Origin of the sequence: Allomesorhizobium camelthorni, assembly GCF_011045125.1 — a bacterium.
Classification (GTDB): Bacteria; Pseudomonadota; Alphaproteobacteria; order Rhizobiales; family Rhizobiaceae; genus Allomesorhizobium; species Allomesorhizobium camelthorni.
The window spans coordinates 169,170-187,593 of sequence record NZ_JAAKZF010000003.1 but is presented as its reverse complement, the minus strand read 5'-3'; the positions used below and the strand labels follow the sequence as shown (position 1 = coordinate 187,593).

Here is an 18,424-nt window from a genome sequence, read left to right as displayed (position 1 = left end):
TCGCTGCGCTCGCGCCTCAGGATAAGGGACGTTGTGCGCCTGCCTCTCTGACTCGGGAATGCGAGCGCTTTGAGACGAAAAACGCCGGCAAAAGCCTCTTTAGAAAAATCGATGCCGGCCAGAGCCCCCTCAGGAATAGCTGCGCAGGCCAAAGTCTCTTCAGGAAAAGGAACGCGGGCAAAAACCTCCCTCATCCTGAGGTGCGAGCGAAGCGAGCCTCGAAGGACGCACTTCGTCCCCATCGCGGCAACGGCCGCCAACGAGTGGCAAAACCCGCGATGAAGGCGCCCCTCTCCCCGTTCACGGCAGGGCAATCGCATATAGTTGGAATGAGGCGCTGACGACACCCTCCCCTTTGAGGGGAGGGATAGAGGGTGGGGGTATGAAGGCAGCTTTCTTGTCCGATTTGACTCAAAAAGAGGGTGGTTCGGAGGCGATCGGCGTGGTTTCCACCCCCACCCTTTATCCCTCCCCTCACGGGGAGAGGATGCCGGGAGGCGGGGCGGCGCTGAACCGGCAAGGAGGGCGATGTCGAACATTGGCATCATAGCCCCTCCCGGCCCCGGAAACGGCGCTGATAATACGCATCGTAAAGCGAGCTCTCGCGAAAGCCCTCCGCCGCCAGCGATTTGCCGACAAAAATGATTGCCGTTCGCTCGATCGGATCTTTCTCCAGTTCGGCCGCGATTGTCGCCAGCGTCCCGCGCACGACCCGCTCGTCCGGCCATGATGCGTGGAACACGACCGCCACCGGGCAGTCCTCGCCATGGAACGGCGTCAGTTCCGCGACCACGCGGTCGATCGCATGAATGGCAAGGTGGATCGCCAGCGTCGCACCGGTCGCGCCGAAGGCTGCAAGCGTCTCGCCCGAGGGCATCGGCGAGGCGCGCCCCGATACGCGCGTCAGCACCAGGCTTTGCGCAACTTCGGGGATGGTCAGCTCGCGGCCGAGCGCTGCCGCGGCGGCGGCGAAGGCGGGGACGCCGGGCGTCATTGTATAGGGGATGCCGTGCTTTTCCAGCCGGCGGATCTGTTCGGCCACCGCGCTCCACACGGAAAGATCGCCCGAATGCAGGCGCGCCACATCGTGGCCGGCCTGATGCGCGGCCACATACTCGGCCTCGATCTCGTCGAGCGACATCGGCGCGGTGTCGACCAGCTTCGCCCCGGCCGCGCAATAGTCCAGCAACTCCCGTGAGACGATCGAGCCTGCATAGAGGCAGACCGGGCAGCGTTCCAGCAGTCTGCTGCCGCGAACGGTGATGAGGTCGGCCGCGCCCGGACCGGCGCCGATGAAATGGACCGTCATGCCGCATCTCCCGATGTTGCGAGCGCGCAGGTGACTTGGCCGACGACGATGCGCGGGCCTAGCAAACGCGCCCCTTCGCCGGCGGCGGCCAGCGCGGCGGCTTCGGAGACGGAGGGCGAGCCGGCCACAGCCTGGGAACGTGCGGAGTGGGTGAGGGTGCTGATGCCCTCATTCTTCCTGCCGGGGGCACGGCTATCGCACTGATCGTAGAGCGCAGCGTCGATGCCTCCCTCCCCCTTGAGGGGAGGGATAGAGGGTGGGGGTATGAAGGCCGGGTCCGGTCTTCGCAAAGGGACGTCCCCTCGCCGACGATTGGAGCGTTGTTGACCCCCACCCTCTATCCCTCCCCTCAAGGGGGAGGGAGTCGTCAGCGTCTCGCTTGAATCACTTGCGATGGCGCGTGGCGAAGGAGTCTGGCTTTGGCCTCCGTGCTGAACTTGCAACGTCGGCGATTGGAGAAATCCGTCATGCAGGCTCTCCTCTCCGTCCTGAGCTTGTCGAAGGATACGGGGAGAGGATGCCGGCAGGCAGGTGAGGGGCGGCGCTGCCGCATCGAGCAAGAGCGCTTCATCCTCCACCACAAACACCGGCAGCCCAAGCTCGCGTCCTGCAGCAAATATCGCCTCCTCGTCCCGCTTGAACGCAGTGGTCGCCAGCGACGACAGGGCACTCACGGCGAGCCCATGCGCTTCCAGCGCCGCTTCCACGGCGGCAATCACCTCCGCCGTGCTCACGCCTTTGCGGCATCCGATCCCCGCAACGATCATGGCTTCACCCACGACCATTGCGTGACCGGCATGGCTGGCCGCCAGCCTTGCATGGAGCCGACCGGCGCCGCGCGCGACACGGAAATGCGTGTAAGCTCGCCGCCGAGCTCGGCCTGGCGCGCCAGCAGCAGCGCTTCCATTTCGAGCGTGACCGCATTGGCCACCAGCCGGCCGCCGGAGGGCAGGGCGGCGATCGCCGCTTCCATGACGCCCGGTCCGGTTCCGCCGCCGCCGATGAAGATCGCGTCGGGCGTTTCCAGCCCGGCCAGCGCCGCCGGCGCGCGGCCCTCGACGATGCTCAGGCCGGGAACGCCGCATGCGCTTGCATTGCGGCGGATGCGGGCGGCGCGATCCTGATTGGCTTCGATGGCGATGGCGCGCAGGGAAGGGTGCGCGAGCATCCATTCTATCGAGATTGAACCCGAACCCGCGCCGATGTCCCACAGCAATTCGCTGCGCCGAGGGGCCAGCGCCGCCAGCGTCATCGCGCGGACTTCGCGCTTGGTGATCTGGCCGTCATGCTCGAACAGATCGTCGGCCATGCCCGGCGTCAGAGGCAGGAGTGTCGCATCGCGCGACGAATCAATTTCCAGCGCCAACACATTGAGCGGATTTATTTCTTCCAGATCGAACGCATCGGCCTGCATGGAGCGCAGCCGCTCGTTCGGACCGCCGAGAGCTTCCAGCACGGTCAGGCGCGTCGCGCCGAAGCCCAGTTGCGTGAGCAGCTTTGCAATCGCCGCCGGGCCATCGGCGTCGGAGGTCAAGGCCAGGATGCGCGTTTTCGGATGCAGGAGCGGGCGTATCAGATCGATCGGGTGGCCATGCAACGATACGGTCTCGATGTCCGGCAGCGGCCAGCCGAGCCGGCTTGCGGCCAGCGAAAAGGCCGACGGCGCTGGAATGACCCGCATCTCGTCGACAGGGACATGACGCGCCAGCGTCGCGCCGACGCCATGGAAAAAAGGATCGCCGGAAGCCAGCACGCAGACTTTCCGGCCGCGCAACGCCAGCACATCGCGCATTTCCGGATCGAACGGCGTCGGCCACGCGCGGGCTTCGCCCTTCACCAACGGAGCCGCCAATGCAAGGTGCCGCCTGCCGCCAAAGACGATCTCCGCATCAGCAATGCAGCGCTTGGCCTCGTCGCCAAGACCTTCCACGCCATCCTCGCCGATACCGACGATGGTGAGCCATTTGGATGTGGCTGGTGAGTTTGTCATCTCAGGCCCCAACCTGTCGGAAAGCTACGGCTCCGGGTATCGGCTGTTCTTCGCCGGTTTTGATGCAGCCAACGTCGAGGCATTCATTCCCGACACTCTCCGCTCGTTCCTCGCTCACGAGGTCGGGAATGACGGCTGCATGGGGCGCTTCCGCAAATCGATTGGCGAAGGCTTCCGCAAATCGCCAGCGGTGAAGATTGGCGGAGGCTTCAGCAAATCGCCGGGGTTGGAGATTGGCGGAGGCATAAACGCAACTCGTCATTCCCGACCTCGTGAGCGAGGAACGAGCGGAGAGTGTCGGGAATCCATGCCTCGACGGTGGTGAAATCAGAGTCGGGTCAGAATGGCCGCTCTTGAAGGCCGCCGGTGCTAGACACTCGTCTCCATCCGATTTCGCTGACGCGGCGATCGGGAGAGGGTAAAGGTGAGGGGCAGATTCCATTGGGCGCGGCGCAACTTGGCCAAAAAAATCCTCATCCTCGGCGGAACCACCGAAGCCCGGCAACTGGCCGGCAAGCTTGCGCAGCGCGGCGATCTCGCTGTCACCCTGTCTCTTGCCGGGCGCACGGAAAGTCCAGTCGCGCAGGGCGTGCCGACGCGCAGCGGCGGCTTTGGCGGGGTGGAAGGACTGGCCGCTTATCTGCGCGAGGAGCAAATAGATCTGCTGATCGACGCGACGCATCCCTATGCGGCGAACATTTCGCGCAACGCCGCCGAGGCGGCGGAGATTGCTGGTGTCCCGATATTCGCGCTGCGCCGTCCGGCATGGGAGCGGGTCGAAGGCGACCGCTGGACGCTGGTCGCCGATGCGGCGGAGGCCGTGAAAGCCCTCGGACCTGAGCCGCGAAAAGTCTTCCTGGCGCTCGGCCGGCAGGAGATCGCCGAATTCGCCTCCGCCCCGCAGCACGCCTATGTCATACGCAGCGTCGACCCGGTCGAGCCGCCGCTCGACGTGCCCGACGCGACCTACATTCTGGCGCGCGGGCCGTTCGCCGAGGCGGACGAACTGGAACTGCTGAAAACCCACCGCGTCGACGCGATCGTCGCCAAGAACAGCGGCGGCAGCGCAACCTACGGCAAGATCGCCGCGGCGCGAAAGCTTGGCATCGAAGTGATGCTGTTCCGCAGGCCGATGCTGCCGGACGTACCGGCCGCGGCGAGCGTCGAGGAGCTTCTGGAAAAGGTCGATCATTGGCTGGGACCGGCCGAGAAGCGCGGCGTATAGACCAAAGCGGGTCGCTCGCCGCGTTCGATGATTTTTGTCTCGGGCGAGCCGATAATGACGCAGGTCGCCATGTCAGCCTTTTCCGGATCGGCTTTCGAAAGCGGAAACACTTCTATCCGCTCGTCGGGGCGTCCGGCGGCACGGCCGAAGATGACGGGTGTGTCGCCGGGCAGGATTGCGCTCACACATTCGAAGGCGCGGCCGAGTTGCCAGGGGCGTGCCTTGCTGATCGGGTTGTAGAGCGCGATGACGAAGCCGGCGCCCGCGGCAGCCTGCAGCCGCTCCTCGATCAGATTCCACGGCTTCAGATTGTCGGACAGCGAGATGGCGCAGAAATCATGGCCGAGCGGCGCGCCGATGCGGGCGGCGACCGCGAGCATGGCGGTGACGCCGGGCACCACAATCAGGTCGATGTCCCGCCATTCCTTTGGGCCGGCCTCGATCGCCTCGCACACGGCTGCGGCCATGGCGAACACGCCGGGATCGCCGCCGGAGACGACAGCGACCTTCGCGCCTTCGGCCGCTTTCTCCAGCGCGGCCTTGGCTCGCGAAAGCTCCTCGCGATTGTCGGAAGCAATCCGCGTCTGGTCAGGCCGAAGCTCCAGCCGGCTGACATAGGGTCCGTAGCCGAAGAAGAACTCGGCTTCCGCAGCCGCCCGGCTCGCCTGGGGCGTGATCTGATCGGCATTGCCGGGGCCGAGCCCGACGACAAGGATCTTTCCGCTCACGGCCGCCCCACCCAGCCGGCCACCAGCACGATCGAGAAATAGGGCGCGTCGTCGTCCGCCTTGTCGGCCAGCGGCATCGACGCGGTGTTCGCCATCGTGCCGCGCTCGACATAGACCGCGCGGGCGAGCTTGCCCGTTGCTTCGAGCGCCCGGCGGATCTTCGGCAGGTTGCGGCCGACCTTCATGATGACCGCCGCGTCCGTGTCGGCAAGCCGGCGCGTCAGCTCGAATTCGCTCATCGTGCCCGGCAGGACGGAGAGCACGTCGTCGCCCTGGACGATCGGCAGGCCGGCCTGCGACCAGCAGCCCGACATCGCGGTGACGCCGGGAATGACCTCTGTCGGGAAGCGGTCTGCGAGGCGCACATGGAGATGCATGTACGACCCGTAGAAAAGCGGGTCGCCTTCGGACAGAACCGCGACCATTCTGCCGGCTTCGAGGTGTTCCGCGACTTTGTGAACAGATTCTTCGTAGAAATCGGCTATCGCGGAGCGGTAGTCATTGTGATCCTTATCTATTTCCGTTGTGACGGGATAGACGAGCGGCAATTCTATGCACACGGGCCGCAGATGCGCGCCGACGATGGCGCGCGCATTGCCGTTGCTGCCGCGCTTGGAAAAATGCGCGACCACGTCGGCTTCGGCCAGCGCGCGCACGGCTTTCAGGGTTAGCAATTCAGGATCGCCGGGTCCGGTGCCGACGCCCACCAGGCGGCCTTTTGCGTGCATATTCAAAGGCCTGGCCTCCCTAGTGCATTGACGGCTGCAGCCGTGATGGCGCTGCCGCCGAGGCGGCCGCGCACGATGGCATAGGGCACGCCGTAGGAGTTTTCGGCCAGCGCATCCTTGGATTCGGCAGCGCCTACGAACCCAACCGGCATGCCGATGATCGCCGCCGGCTTCGGCGCGCCGTCGCGCAGCATTTCCAGCAGATAGAACAAGGCGGTCGGCGCATTGCCGATCGCCACCACCGAGCCCGCCATGCGCTCGCCCCAAAGCCGCATCGCGGCTGCTGATCGAGTATTTCCGATTTCCATTGCGATTTCAGCAGTTTGCGGGTCGCGCAGGGTGCAGATAACTTCGTTATCGGCCGGCAGACGCGCGCGGGTTATGCCACGCACGACCATTTCGGCATCGCAGAATATCGGCGCACCGGCAAGCAGGGCATTTCGCGCCGCCGCGACAAAACCTTCAGAGAAAACAAAGTGTTGCGCCGCCTCGACGAGCCCACAGGCATGCACCATGCGCACCGCGACATCGGCCTCGGCCTCTGAAAACCGGCTGAGATCGGCTTCGGCGCGGATGATCGCAAAGGAGCGCTCATAGATCGCCGTACCGTCGTGAATATAGTCGTAAGACATTGTTATCCTTGGTGAAAAGCCGCTGCGATCCGGGTTTCGCCCAGCCGCGCAAGACAGGACGCGGTGGTTTCTCCCGGCCTGCGCTGATTTCGTAGAAGCTTGGCAACCCGGCCGAAGCCGCGCGCGGCTTCATAGCCCGGCGTGTAGGCCGCCGGAAGCCCCTTGGCCGTTCCCGAAACGACAAGTCCGGCTCCTTTTTCGCCGCCGGTCAGCGTCAGCGATGCTTCAGCCGGATAGGCGCAACCCTTGGCGCAGCCTGAAACGTGGAGGGAGAAAGTTGGGTCAAAAATGTCGCCGGCCTCTTTGGCGATCTCTTCGGCTATTTTTCGTGTTGCGATGTGGCCGGACGCGCAGGCCGGCGCGCCGGGGCAGGCGGCGATTTTGGTGCGTGGGTCGGCGGGATCGGTGACGAAGCCAAGTGATGCGGCGGCGCTCCGGAGTTCGGCGCAGGCGGGTTCGGAAAGGCCGAGGACGAGCAAAGTGCGGCGCGGGGCGAAGCGGATTTCTGAAGCGCCGAGCGAGGCAGCCGCGTTTGCCAGCGCGATGAGGGTTTCGGCCGGCATGCTGCCAAAGGGCAGGGCGATGGTGAGGGCGTATTGGCTTTCGGCAAGGGGGAAGATGCCGAGAGGTACAGAGGAGCGATCTTGCGAACCATTCGACGCCAGCGCCAAGCTGGCCAATCGCTCTGGCGTCAGGTCTCGCGCCCGCCCCTCCCGTCCGAGCGCTGCGATGGCAGCGAGGATGGCAAGCGTGGCGTCGGCGGCGGCTAGTTCGGGCAACGATGCGAGCGGGCTGGTTGTGCCGTCGCCGCCAACCGCCAGTCGCCAGAAAACTTCGGCACCCTGCCGTTCCGCTACCAGCCTGACGTCCGCGAGCACCGTGTCCATGCTCAGCCGCCCGCCGCCATCAATGACGACGGAAACCTTCGGGCCGAGGCGGTTTCCCAGGTCGGCAGCCTTGACGCCTGCCCGGATACGCTCCGCCAGCGGGCGCGGGTCGGCGATCTCCTGCGGGTCGAGCCCCGCAAGCGGCCCGGTCTCGACCGGAATGCCAGTCCGGACCACAATGCCGAGCCGATCCACTTCGGCGGCCAGAAGCGGTGCGGATTCGGCGGTCAGGCCGCGCAACTGCAGGCTGCCGCGGGCGGTGACTTCCATGATGCCGTTGCCGTGGCGCGCGGCCGATTCGCACAGACCGATCAGTGCGTTGGGCGAAACGCCTCCAGCAACGGGGTTGAGCCGGACGAGCAGGCCGTCGCCGGTCTGCATCGGCGCGGACAGTGCTGGGCAGGCGCCGCGGCGGGAGAAGGTCATGCCGCCCCCAGTGCTCGCGCCTCGGCGATCAGGGCCGCGAGGTCATCGTCGACGGAGTTGCGCAGCGGGTGCCACAGGCCGCGCCGGCGCGCCGAGGCGAACCGCTCGGCGATGACTTTTGCGGCCGCCGGGTTTTCGCGGAGAAGAAAGGCGCGGACTTCTTCGTTGCCGAGATAGGCGTCGTGGACCGCCTCGATCAGCGCGCCGGGAATGGCGTTGGTGGTCTCGGCGAAGCCGACGAGCCGGTCGACGGTCTCGGCGAATTCGGATGCGCCGCGCGGGCCGTGCCGCATCTGGCCGTCGATGAAGCGCGGGTTGGTGGCGCGGGCGCGAACGACGCGGCTTACCGCTTCAGTGATTGAGCGGGGGCGGGGGCGCGCCGGGTCGGTCGTGTCGAGTACGACGACATCGGCATTCCTGCCCAACGCCGCTAGTGCCGCCGAAAAGCCGCCGATGAAGGCGACATCGGCTGAGCCTTCGAGAATGTCACGGCCAGGGTCGTCGCCGGTGTGCACCAGCAGGTCGGCCTCGGCGATGCGGGCCGCGAATGCGCCGGGCGCCGAAACGCCTTCGCCGCTGGCTCCGCCATAGGCGTGCGACGTGGCTTCCAGATAGGCGCTGCCGATTTCCTCGCGCGTCTGCCAATCGCCGCGCGCCAGCAGATCCTCGGTGCCGGCGCCGTATGTGCCGGGGGAGGAGCCGAAAATGCGCGAGGGCGTCTTTCCGGTGCCGCGGGCTTCGGCGGCGAGCGGGTTTTCGGAAGCCTCCTCGTCTCGCGCGGCGACGGCGGCAGCGGCTGCGTCGATCAGCGCGATCTGGGTCGGGAACATGTCGCGGAACAGGCCGGAAATGCGCCAGGTGACGTCGACGCGAGGCCGGCCGACCGCGGCTGGCGGCAGCACTTCGATGCCGGTGACACGGCCGGTCGAAGCATCCCATTGCGGTCGGCAGCCCATGAGGAACAGGCCTTGGGCGATTTCTTCGCCGCCGGTGCGCAGCGAGGCGCTGCCCCACAGGTCGATGACCAGCGAGCGCGGCCAGTCGCCGTGATCCTGCAGATAGCGGAGCAGCATCTCCTCGGCGGCGGCGCGGCCGAGATCGAAGGCGGTCGGCGTCGGCATTGTGCGCGGGTCGGCGGTGAACAGATTTCGGCCGGTCGGCAGGACGTCGGTGCGGCCACGCGCCGGCGCGCCTGCCGGGCCGGCGGTGATGTGGCGGCCGTCGAGCGCGGCGATCAGCGCATCGCGTTCGGCAGCGGCGCTCTGGCGGCGGATTGCGTCGGCCTCGCCATCGGGAGCGCGGCCATAGACATGCAGGCCATCCTTGATGGCAAAGTCCTTGAGGTCGCAGAGCCAGGAATCGATGCGGCGCAGCGCCTCGTCGGGCGCGTCGGTTTTCGCCACGCCGGCTTCCATGGCGAGGCCGGTCTTGGCGGCGGTTTCGACGATCAGCTTGGCGAGGCGGTCGCGGCGGCGGCGGTCGAGGCCGTCGGCCTGCGCGTACTCGTCGACCAGCCGTTCCAGCGTCCGCTGGTTGTCGTCGAGACCGGCCTCGGCGAGCGGGGGTGGCAAATGGCCGATAGTGATGGCCGCTATGCGTCGCTTGGCCTGCGCCGCTTCACCGGGGTTGCTGACGATGAAAGGATAGATGACGGGCAGGGAGCCAGTGACGATTTCGGGAAAGCAGGCGCTGCTCAACGCCACGGTCTTGCCCGGTAGCCATTCCAGCGTGCCGTGAGCGCCGACATGGACAACGGCGTGGATGCCGAGCGATTTGCGCAGCCAGAGGCCGAAGGCGAGCAGCGCGTGGCTCGGAGGCAAGGTGGGGTCGTGATAGTCGGCGCGGCGGTCGACCGAACGCCCGCGATCGGGGGCGAGGGTCACGGTGACGTTGCCGAAGGTGGCGGCGCGGAAGGGAAAGGCTGGCTTGCTCCTGTCAGGGTCGCATGGCCCAGCTTTTGGACTGAGCTCCCGCCCCTCACCCTTACCCTCTCCCCGTAAGGACGGGGAGAGGGGGGCGTCGGCGTTGGAGCTTCCCCTTCTCCCCGTCCTTACGGGGAGAAGGTCCCGGCAGGGGGATGAGGGGCGGTGCGGTACATCAGCTTTGACCATCCCAGCCTCTGCCTTGCCCCAGGCGGCTTCGACGGACTTGCGCGCTTCGGAGGGTAAATCGGCGGAGAGGGCAACATAGTCTTCCAGGCGTAAGGCGTGATCGCCGCCTTCAAGCAGCTTCAGAAGCGCGCGCGGCGATTCGAGAATCTTCTCAACGTGATAGCCCTGTTGCTTCAGATCGTGCAGCATGGCGAGCACGCTTGCGGGCACGTCGAGGCCGACGGCGTAGCCGGTGCGGCCGGGCGCGCTGGGGTAGTCCGGGATCAGCACCGCGATCTTCCGCTCCGCGCGCGGCGTGCGCTGCAGGCGGATGAAGGCGGCGATGCGGTCGGCGACCTGCGCCACCCGGTCCGGCTCGGGGCGGTTGGCGAAAGCCCTGAAGGCGAGCGCTGCATCGGCTTCGGTCTCGGCCTTGAAGGCGATGGCTCCGGCGAGGATGCGGCCGTCGAGTTCGGGCATAACGACATGCATGGCGAGATCGGCCGGAGCGAGGCCGCGCTGGCTTTCCGCCCAGGCCTCGCGCCGGGTGGTTGCGACAATGACCTGGAACACCGGCACGCCGGCGCGGTCGAACAGGGTTTCGACGCCGGGCTCGGCGCCGGTCGCGAAGGCGGTTGCGGTGACGATGGCCGAGGGCGCGAGATCGGCGAGGGCGGTTTCGACGAAGGCGACGGAAGCCGGGTCTTTCAGGCTTGAGACGAAGATCGGGACGGGGGCCATGCCTCGCTCGCGCAGTGCGGCGAACAGCGCGTCGATGGGGGCGACGTCGGCGGCAAGCAGCATGGAACGGTAGAAGAGGATGGGGATGATGGGGGCAGTCTTATGTCCATCGCCGCGCCCGGTTCTGTACCGACCCCCCTCTGTCCTGCCGGACATCTCCCCCTCAAGGGGGGAGATTGGGCCTTCATTGGCGCTTTCGCCAATCTTTGACGTGTGCGGCGCATCTTCCGGAGAAAAGAAGGAGCCGACATAGCGGCCAGCCAATCTCCCCCCTTGAGGGGGAGATGTCGGGCAGGACAGGGGGGGGTGCGAAGGAGCGCCTTCGGCGAAGAAGGCATCCACTTTATCGACGACGGCTTTTCCCGGATCATAAAACCCGGCCTTCGGCACTGAAACCGGCGCTGATGCTGCCGTCTCGCGGCCTGCGAGCGCCGAAAGCCGGTGCACAAGGCCACGCATGTTTTCCGGGCCGCCTTCGCGAAAATAGCCGAGCAGGGCGTCGAGCTCGGCGCGCGGCAGGGTCGAGCATTCGATGAGGCGCAGATCCTCGTCACGGCATTCGCCGGGCAGCAGCGCCAGCTTGACGCCGTTTTCACGGGCGATCGCAGAAAGCCGGTCGCAGCCGTAGCGCCACCAGTCGTAGCCGCCGAGAATGCGCACTAGGATGACTTTCGCGTGGGCGGCGACGCTGTCGATCCAGAGATCGACGGACATGGGATGGCGCAGGTCGCGCAGCGCCGCCAGCCGCATCGAAGGCAGGCTTGCAGCGTCGGCTTTCCACGCTGCCGCCAGCCCGGCCAGATCGCTGTCCGTAAAAGACAACGCCACGATATCCGCGGGCGTCTGCCGCAGATCGACAGGCTCGACCAGATCGTCGAGCGAGGCGGATGTCGTGGTCAGGATGTGCATGGCCGAGCTTTTATCCCACCAAAATCTGCTCGATGGCGGGTCTGTTCAGGCCCTTCAGCCCGATCACCACCAGCCGCGAACGGCGGTCGTCATCGGCGGTCCAGGCGCGGTCGTAGTAATGATTGACGCGCGGACCGACGGCCTGGACCAGGAGCCGCATCGGCTTGCCCCCGACATCGACAAAGCCTTTTACCCGCAGCACGTTCTCCTCGTCGGCAGCGGCAGCGACGCGTTTTGCGAGGTCGTCAGGGTTGGAGACCGCCTGAAGCTCGACAATAAAACTGTCGAAGTCGTCGTGCTCGTGGTCGAGTTCGCCGTCGTGGTTGGTCTTGCGGTTCTCGATGTCGTCCTCGACGGCCAGCCCCATGCCGAGCAGAACCGACGGATCGACCTTGCCCTGCGAGGTCGGGACGATCTTGACCGAGCGCGCGAGGTGTTCGCCGATCACGGCGTGAGCGCGCGCGCTGCCGACGTCGTCGAGCAGGTCGCTCTTGGAAAGAATGACGAGATCGGCGCAGGCGATCTGGTCCTCGAACACCTCCTCGACCGGATCGTCATGGTCGAGGGAATCGTCGCTCACGCGCTGTGCCTGCAGGGCGTCGAGGTCGGATGCGACCTTGCCGGCGGCCAGTGCCGGGCCGTCGACCACGGCGACGACGCCATCGACGGTGACGCGGCTCTTCACTGACGGCCACTGGAACGCCTGGACCAGCGGCTTCGGCAGAGCGAGGCCGGAGGTCTCGATGATGATGTGGTCGACCTTCGGCTCCAGCGCCAGGATCTGGTCGAGCGCCGGCACGAAATCGTCGGCGACGGCGCAGCAGAGGCAGCCATTGGCCAGTTCGACGATGTTTTCTTCCGGGCAGGCGTCGATGCCGCAGCCTTTGAGTATCTCGCCGTCGATGCCGATGTCGCCGAATTCGTTGACGATGATGGCCAGCCGCCTTCCGTTGGCGTTTTCGAGAATGTGGCGGATCAGCGTGGTCTTGCCGGCGCCGAGGAAGCCGGTGACGACGGTGCAGGGAACGCGGGCGGCGGAAGCGGTCATGAATTTTCCTTCAGGAGGTCGAGGGGAGGGATGCGTGCGACGAGGCCGCGCTTGAGGCTGTCGGGGCGGCCGCGCCAGGGCAGGATGCCGTCCGTCGAGGTGGCGAAGAGTTTTGCGCCGGTGATCAGGTCCGGGCCGCTTTCCGGCGTCAGGTCGCCGAAGACATAGCTCCACGAGCCGTCGCGCAGAATGGCGGCGCTCAGGCGGCGCTTGCAATTGCCGAGGCATTCTATCTGTTTAACGCTGATATCGGTGTCTTCTGCCGCGATGCGCGTTGCGTCGCCCAAAACTTCGCCGGCGCGCGGGCGGGCGTCGGAGCCGGTCTCGTCGCGGCAGGACGAGCAGACGACGACCGTGATGCCGGCATGGCCGTCATCGCCTGCGTCCCCGCCCTGTTGCGGAAAAATGCCGTCGACCTTCAAGTCATCATGCTCCTTGCCCGGGACACCCGCCAGGCGGTCGGATATTTCGTCAGACGGCAGGTCTCCTGGCTCGCGAGTCGTCGCCTTGGCCGCCTTCCCGGGAACATCCCAGTGGTTTTCGGCCTTCGGCTCTTCGCTTACAGTTGCGGGGACAGCTGCGGAGTTGGCCGGAAAAGCCGCGCCGCATTCCCTCTTAGCCTCCCCCTTTGCGGGAGGAGGACCGTCTGGCCGGGAATTTAGGCGTCCGGGCTCGTTGCTGTCAACGCGGCGTTACGGCGGATCGTGTCGTGGTTGTTGTAGGGGCCAGGCGAGCAAGCCGAATGCATGGTTAGAGGGGACGCGATAAGTCGACAATTTTAATGGCCCGTTCAATGCAACCTTAGGCTGTTTCCAGTATGTTCGATGCAGCGTTCCCCGGGGGAGTTCAATGCTGAGAATTTTTGCAACCATCCTTCTTGCGATGTGGCTGACGGTTTCAGTCAAAGGCCAAGCCGTTGCATCGGAAAAGGAGTTCCTTGGCGTTTGGCGGCAAGTCTTCTCGACCGGCGGCCATTGCGACGATTGCACGATTTCCATAAGCCGCAAGGAACAAGGGTTCTGGGTTAACGCCAGCAACGGCTGGTCTGCGCCTCTTACCCAAATACTCACCGAGGGCGACGACGCCCTTGTCGGTTCTGGAAAATGGACCCGATCCAAATCCGGGCAGGTTGTGGCGCGCGAGGTGGCCACAGGTTTTAAGATGCGTCGGGGGCGTCTGATTCTGATGATGCATATCGTGGAAAGCGACGGCAGCAAAATGCGCGTGAAGGCCATCTTCGAACGATCGTCGCCGGCTGAGCAGCCGAACCCATCGGCAATCAACTTAAGTGACTAGCTTCGGCTATATCCGCCAGCGCCGGTCCGAGGTCGCCCGCAGGCACAATCTCGATACGCTCGAGCTTAAGCCAGTTCATCATCAGGCGCAGCTCCTCGGCGAGTTCGGCGGCGGTGTGCGGCGGCGCGCCGGGCTCGGCATAGGCGGCAAGCACCCGCAAGACGCCGGCCGGCCGGTCCGCCTTGAGGTCGACGCGGGCGGCGATGGTGTCGCCGAGCAGGAACGGCAGGACGTAGTAGCCGAAGCGGCGTTTTTCGGCGGGCGTGTAGATCTCGATGCGATAGTGGAAGTCGAACAGCCGCTCGGCGCGTGAGCGCTCGAACACCAGCGGGTCGAATGGCGCAAGCAAAGCGCGTGCGGAAACCTTCCTGGGGACGCGGGCGTCCTTATGAAGATAGGCCTGCTGCTTCCAGCCTTTGACTCTGACCGGCAGCAACTCGCCTGATTCGACAAGTTCCGGGACGCGGTCCTTCACGTCGGCGGGCGAGAGCCTGAAATAGTCGCGCAGGTCGCCGACGGTGGCGATGCCCAGCGCCCTGGCCGAGATGCGCAGCAATTCGCGATGGGCGTCGGCTGGTTCGGGGGCAGGGCTCTCGAATATGGCTGCCGGGATCACGCGCTCCGGAAGATCGTACAGCCGCTCGAAGCCGCGGCGCGAGGCGGTGGTGATGCGGCCGGCCCAGAACAGCCATTCGAAGGCGTGTTTTTCGTCGCTCCAGCCCCACCAGCCGCCGGAGCCCTTGGCGCCGTCGATGTCGGATGCGGCGACCGGGCCGTCGGCGGCCACTTTGCGGTAGGTTTGCTCAATCAGATCGGCGCGCTCGCGGCCGAATTGGGCGAGGCGGCCGTATATGCCCTCATTATTGGCTGCGCGGTCCATGCGCCAGCGCATCAGCGGCCAGGTTTCGACTGGCAGAAGGGAGGCTTCATGCGCCCAGTATTCGAACAGCATCCGCTTCCTGCCGGAAGCCGCTCCGTCAAGCAGGTCGCGATCATACGGACCGAGCCGTGAAAACAGCGGCATGTAATGCGCCCGGACGACGACGCTGACGGAATCGATCTGCAACAGGCCGATGCGGCCTTGAATCTTGGCGAGATGCCGCCGAGCGATGGCGGTTGCCGGCCGCGGTTCGGCGAAACCTTGCGCGGCAAGCGCGATGCGCCGCGCCATCGCAACGGATATCGTTTCCTTCATTCTTCGGCAGTCCGGAAAAACATCGAACAGGGCTGTCCAGCATCAACGGGAATCGGTCGATCAGGTCCAGCCTAGCAGCGTTTCAGCAAGATTTATGTCAGGAGAAAAAGTGGAGTAGAATAGGAAGGAAATCAAACCGGCGCTCCTGCACTTAGATTCGCCGAAAAGCGATCGACGCCGCCCCGATTCGGCCAACGTTTGACTTGCTTCACATGTGTGCGTGCGCTAACCCTCGCCGCAATGCAGCATGGTTTCAGGCGCGGCTTCACCCGGTCAAGCTGTCGCGGTTTCACGATAGGACTAAGTGCTATAATCAGGTCGAACGGCCGGGAGCGGAAAGCGAACGGCCGCCAACGGAAAGTCGGAGCATGAACACGCTTCTCGGTTCATACCTTCCCATCGTCATCTTTATTGGCGTTGCCCTGGCCGTGGCGCTGGCGCTGGTCGCGGCGCCGTTCCTGGTGGCCTACCGCAACCCCGATCCGGAAAAGCTGTCGGCCTATGAATGCGGCTTCAACTCGTTCGACGACGCGCGCATGAAGTTCGATGTCCGCTTTTACCTGGTTTCCATCCTGTTCATCATTTTCGATCTCGAAGTCGCGTTCCTGTTTCCTTGGGCGGTCTCGTTCGGCCAGATCGGCATGCTGGGCTTCTGGTCGATGATGGTGTTCCTGGCCGTGCTGACCATCGGGTTTGTCTATGAGTGGAAGAAGGGAGCGCTGGAATGGAATTGAACAGTAGTTCCGCGCTGGTAGCACCCAGGCCGAAAGGCATCATCGACCCGAACACGGGAAAGCCGGTCGGGTCGGACGACGCGTTTTTCGGCGACCTCAACAATGAGCTGTCCGACAAGGGATTTCTCGTCACCTCGTCGGAAGCGCTGATCACCTGGGCGCGCACCGGCTCGCTGATGTGGATGACGTTCGGTCTCGCCTGCTGCGCCGTCGAGATGATGCATATCTCCATGCCGCGCTATGACGCCGAGCGCTTCGGCATCGCGCCGCGCGCATCGCCGCGCCAGTCGGACGTGATGATCGTCGCCGGCACGCTGACCAACAAGATGGCGCCGGCGCTCCGCAAGGTCTACGACCAGATGCCCGAGCCGCGTTACGTCATCTCGATGGGCTCCTGCGCCAATGGCGGCGGCTATTATCACTATTCCTATTCGGTGGTGCGCGGCTGCGACCGCGTCGTGCCGGTCGATATCTACGTCCCCGGCTGTCCGCCTACTGCCGAGGCGCTGCTCTATGGCATCCTTCTGCTCCAGAAGAAGATCCGCCGCACCGGCACGATCGAGCGGTGAGCCGACATGAATGAAGCCCTCAACGATCTCGCGGCCTATATCCGCGAAAAGCTGGATGGCCAGATCGGCGATGCCGTAGTCGCTTACGGCGAACTCACGCTTTCGGTCGAACCGGCCGATATCGTCGCGGTGCTGAATTTTCTGCGCCGCGACGTGCAGTGCCAGTTCATCTCGATCATCGATATTTGCGGCGTCGATTATCCGTCCCGCGCAAAGCGTTTCGACGTGGTCTATCATCTGCTGTCGCCGCGCCAGAATCAGCGCATCCGCGTCAAGGTGATGGCTGACGAGGACACGCTGGTGCCTTCGGTGACGGAAGTGTTTCCGGGCGCAGACTGGTTCGAGCGCGAAGCCTACGATCTTTACGGCATTCTGTTCTCCGGACATCCGGATTTGCGCCGCATCCTTACCGACTATGGATTCGAGGGTCATCCGTTGCGCAAGGATTTCCCGCTGACCGGCTTCGTCCAGGTTCGCTACGACGACGAGGTCAAGCGCGTGGTGTACGAGCCTGTCGAACTGCGCCAGGAATTCCGCAATTTCGATTTTTTGTCGCCATGGGAAGGCACGGATTACGTGCTGCCCGGCGACGAAAAAGCCAAGCAGTGAACGCGCCCATGGCTGAAACAAACGTCCGCAACTTCAACATCAACTTCGGCCCGCAACATCCGGCCGCGCATGGCGTTTTGCGTCTTGTGCTTGAGCTGGACGGCGAGGTCGTCGAACGCGTCGATCCGCATATAGGCTTGCTGCACCGCGGCACCGAAAAGCTGATCGAAGCGAAAACATACCTGCAGGCGATCCCCTATTTCGACCGGCTCGACTATGTCGCGCCGATGAATCAGGAACATGCGTTTTCGCTGGCGGTCGAGCGGCTGCTCGGCATCGACGTGCCGCGCCGCGGCCAGATAATCCGGGTGCTCTATTCCGAGATCGGCCGTATCCTGTCCCATCTCCTCAACGTCACCACGCAGGCGATGGACGTCGGCGCGCTGACGCCGCCGCTCTGGGGTTTTGAGGAGCGCGAAAAGCTGATGGTATTTTACGAGCGGGCCTCCGGCGCGCGCATGCATGCTGCCTATTTCAGGCCGGGCGGCGTGCACCAGGACCTGCCGCTGAAGCTCGTGGAAGACATCGGCAAATGGATTGATCCGTTCCTGCAGACGGTGGCGAAGCTCGATGAGCTTCTGACCGAAAACCGCATCTTCAAGCAGCGCAACGTCGATATCGGCGTGGTCTCGCTGGATGACGCCTGGGCGTGGGGTTTTTCAGGCGTGATGGTGCGCGGTTCGGGTGCGGCCTGGGATCTGCGCAAGTCGCAGCCCTACGAATGTTATCCGGAGATGGAATTCGACATTCCGGTCGGCAAGAACGGCGACTGTTACGACCGCTATCTCATCCGCATGGAGGAGATGCGCCAGTCGGCCAAGATCATGCGCCAGTGCGTCAACCTGCTGCTGAGCAAGGATGGCGCGGGGCCGGTATCGAACCTCGACGGCAAGGTCGTGCCGCCGAACCGCGCCGCCATGAAGCGGTCGATGGAAGCGCTGATCCATCATTTCAAGCTCTACACCGAAGGCTACCGCGTACCGGCCGGCGAGGTCTATGCCGCCGTCGAGGCGCCTAAGGGCGAGTTCGGCGTCTATCTCGTCTCCGACGGCACCAACAAGCCCTACCGCTGCAAGCTGCGCGCGCCCGGTTTCGCGCATCTGCAGGCGATGGATTTCCTCTGCCGCGGTCACATGCTGGCCGACGTCTCCGCCGTTCTCGGCTCAATCGATATCGTTTTCGGGGAGGTGGATCGGTGATACCGGATACACCCCTTCCGCTAAGGCTGGAAATAATCGCAGTGTCGTTCGGTCCTGCGGCCGCGATCTTGCTGATCGGGACTACTTTCGTGCTCTGGTTCCGCCCATG

General features: G+C 64.9%; 16 protein-coding genes, 2 pseudogenes and 1 riboswitch. Of the genes and pseudogenes, 6 read left to right on the top strand and 12 right to left on the bottom strand.

Features of this window, described 5'->3' with window-relative positions:
• Window positions 1-544 precede the first annotated feature (544 nt).
• From cobM to cbiE, 4 genes and pseudogenes are all read right to left on the bottom strand, one after another.
• A complete protein-coding gene (gene cobM / locus G6N73_RS04960; RefSeq protein WP_165024144.1) occupies window positions 545-1,309 on the bottom strand; it encodes a precorrin-4 C(11)-methyltransferase in 765 nt (254 codons plus the stop codon).
• Window positions 1,306-1,467 (bottom strand): annotated as a pseudogene (locus G6N73_RS36685) (cobalamin biosynthesis protein); the annotation flags it as partial. The pseudogene G6N73_RS36685 and the gene cobM, both read right to left, overlap by 4 nt.
• Window positions 1,468-1,881: 414 nt before the next feature.
• Window positions 1,882-2,076, bottom strand: a pseudogene (locus tag G6N73_RS04950) (cobalamin biosynthesis protein); the annotation flags it as partial.
• Window positions 2,073-3,299: a precorrin-6y C5,15-methyltransferase (decarboxylating) subunit CbiE gene (gene cbiE, locus G6N73_RS04945; RefSeq protein ID WP_165024141.1), complete on the bottom strand. Its 1,227-nt coding sequence runs from the start codon at window positions 3,297-3,299 to the stop codon at window positions 2,073-2,075. The gene cbiE and the pseudogene G6N73_RS04950, both read right to left, overlap by 4 nt.
• A gap of 457 nt (window positions 3,300-3,756) precedes the next feature.
• Between cbiE and G6N73_RS04940 the strand changes: the two genes are divergently transcribed.
• Window positions 3,757-4,524: a cobalt-precorrin-6A reductase gene (locus tag G6N73_RS04940; RefSeq protein ID WP_165024337.1), complete on the top strand. Its 768-nt coding sequence runs from the start codon at window positions 3,757-3,759 to the stop codon at window positions 4,522-4,524.
• Here G6N73_RS04940 and G6N73_RS04935 read toward each other — a convergent pair.
• Genes G6N73_RS04935 through G6N73_RS04905 form a run of 7 tightly spaced genes read right to left on the bottom strand, consistent with a single transcriptional unit; the run spans window position 4,488 to window position 13,135 of the window.
• Window positions 4,488-5,252, bottom strand: coding sequence for a precorrin-3B C(17)-methyltransferase (locus G6N73_RS04935; protein WP_165024138.1), 765 nt, complete (start codon window positions 5,250-5,252; stop codon window positions 4,488-4,490). The two genes, G6N73_RS04940 and G6N73_RS04935, sit on opposite strands and share 37 nt — an antisense overlap.
• Window positions 5,249-5,980, bottom strand: a complete 732-nt coding sequence (locus G6N73_RS04930) for a precorrin-2 C(20)-methyltransferase (RefSeq protein ID WP_165024335.1) — start codon at window positions 5,978-5,980, stop codon at window positions 5,249-5,251. Before G6N73_RS04930 ends, G6N73_RS04935 begins: the two co-directional genes overlap by 4 nt.
• A 2-nt stretch (window positions 5,981-5,982) precedes the next feature.
• On the bottom strand, window positions 5,983-6,612 hold the full coding sequence (locus tag G6N73_RS04925) for a precorrin-8X methylmutase (RefSeq protein ID WP_165024136.1): 630 nt from the start codon (window positions 6,610-6,612) through the stop codon (window positions 5,983-5,985).
• Between the two features lie 2 nt (window positions 6,613-6,614).
• Window positions 6,615-7,925, bottom strand: coding sequence for a precorrin-3B synthase (gene cobG, locus G6N73_RS04920; RefSeq protein ID WP_165024133.1), 1,311 nt, complete (start codon window positions 7,923-7,925; stop codon window positions 6,615-6,617).
• Window positions 7,922-11,665, bottom strand: coding sequence for a cobaltochelatase subunit CobN (locus tag G6N73_RS04915; protein ID WP_165024130.1), 3,744 nt, complete (start codon window positions 11,663-11,665; stop codon window positions 7,922-7,924). Before G6N73_RS04915 ends, cobG begins: the two co-directional genes overlap by 4 nt.
• A gap of 10 nt (window positions 11,666-11,675) precedes the next feature.
• Window positions 11,676-12,713, bottom strand: a complete 1,038-nt coding sequence (gene cobW / locus G6N73_RS04910) for a cobalamin biosynthesis protein CobW (RefSeq protein ID WP_165024128.1) — start codon at window positions 12,711-12,713, stop codon at window positions 11,676-11,678.
• On the bottom strand, window positions 12,710-13,135 hold the full coding sequence (locus tag G6N73_RS04905; protein ID WP_165024125.1) for a DUF1636 family protein: 426 nt from the start codon (window positions 13,133-13,135) through the stop codon (window positions 12,710-12,712). Before G6N73_RS04905 ends, cobW begins: the two co-directional genes overlap by 4 nt.
• Before the next feature lie 38 nt (window positions 13,136-13,173).
• Window positions 13,174-13,375, bottom strand: a riboswitch (cobalamin riboswitch).
• Between the two features lie 187 nt (window positions 13,376-13,562).
• Between G6N73_RS04905 and G6N73_RS04900 the strand changes: the two genes are divergently transcribed.
• Window positions 13,563-14,009 carry a hypothetical protein gene (locus tag G6N73_RS04900; protein WP_165024123.1) on the top strand — a complete coding sequence of 149 codons (447 nt, stop codon included), beginning with the start codon at window positions 13,563-13,565 and terminating at the stop codon, window positions 14,007-14,009.
• Here the strand turns inward: G6N73_RS04900 and G6N73_RS04895 are convergent.
• Window positions 13,993-15,204, bottom strand: coding sequence for a winged helix-turn-helix domain-containing protein (locus tag G6N73_RS04895; protein ID WP_165024120.1), 1,212 nt, complete (start codon window positions 15,202-15,204; stop codon window positions 13,993-13,995). The two genes, G6N73_RS04900 and G6N73_RS04895, sit on opposite strands and share 17 nt — an antisense overlap.
• Window positions 15,205-15,572: 368 nt before the next feature.
• On the opposite strand from G6N73_RS04895, the gene G6N73_RS04890 reads away from it, so the two are divergent.
• From G6N73_RS04890 to G6N73_RS04875, 4 genes are read left to right on the top strand one after another with little or no spacing between them, the layout of a single operon-like run.
• Window positions 15,573-15,938 carry an NADH-quinone oxidoreductase subunit A gene (locus G6N73_RS04890; RefSeq protein WP_165024118.1) on the top strand — a complete coding sequence of 122 codons (366 nt, stop codon included), beginning with the start codon at window positions 15,573-15,575 and terminating at the stop codon, window positions 15,936-15,938.
• A complete protein-coding gene (locus tag G6N73_RS04885) occupies window positions 15,929-16,507 on the top strand; it encodes a NuoB/complex I 20 kDa subunit family protein (RefSeq protein ID WP_165024115.1) in 579 nt (192 codons plus the stop codon). The genes G6N73_RS04890 and G6N73_RS04885 overlap by 10 nt, the downstream gene beginning before the upstream one ends.
• Window positions 16,508-16,513: 6 nt before the next feature.
• The gene (locus G6N73_RS04880; protein ID WP_165024113.1) at window positions 16,514-17,116 is read left to right on the top strand and encodes an NADH-quinone oxidoreductase subunit C; all 603 of its coding nucleotides are present in this window, start codon (window positions 16,514-16,516) and stop codon (window positions 17,114-17,116) included.
• 8 nt (window positions 17,117-17,124) lie between these two features.
• On the top strand, window positions 17,125-18,315 hold the full coding sequence (locus G6N73_RS04875; protein WP_165024110.1) for an NADH-quinone oxidoreductase subunit D: 1,191 nt from the start codon (window positions 17,125-17,127) through the stop codon (window positions 18,313-18,315).
• Window positions 18,316-18,424 lie beyond the last annotated feature (109 nt).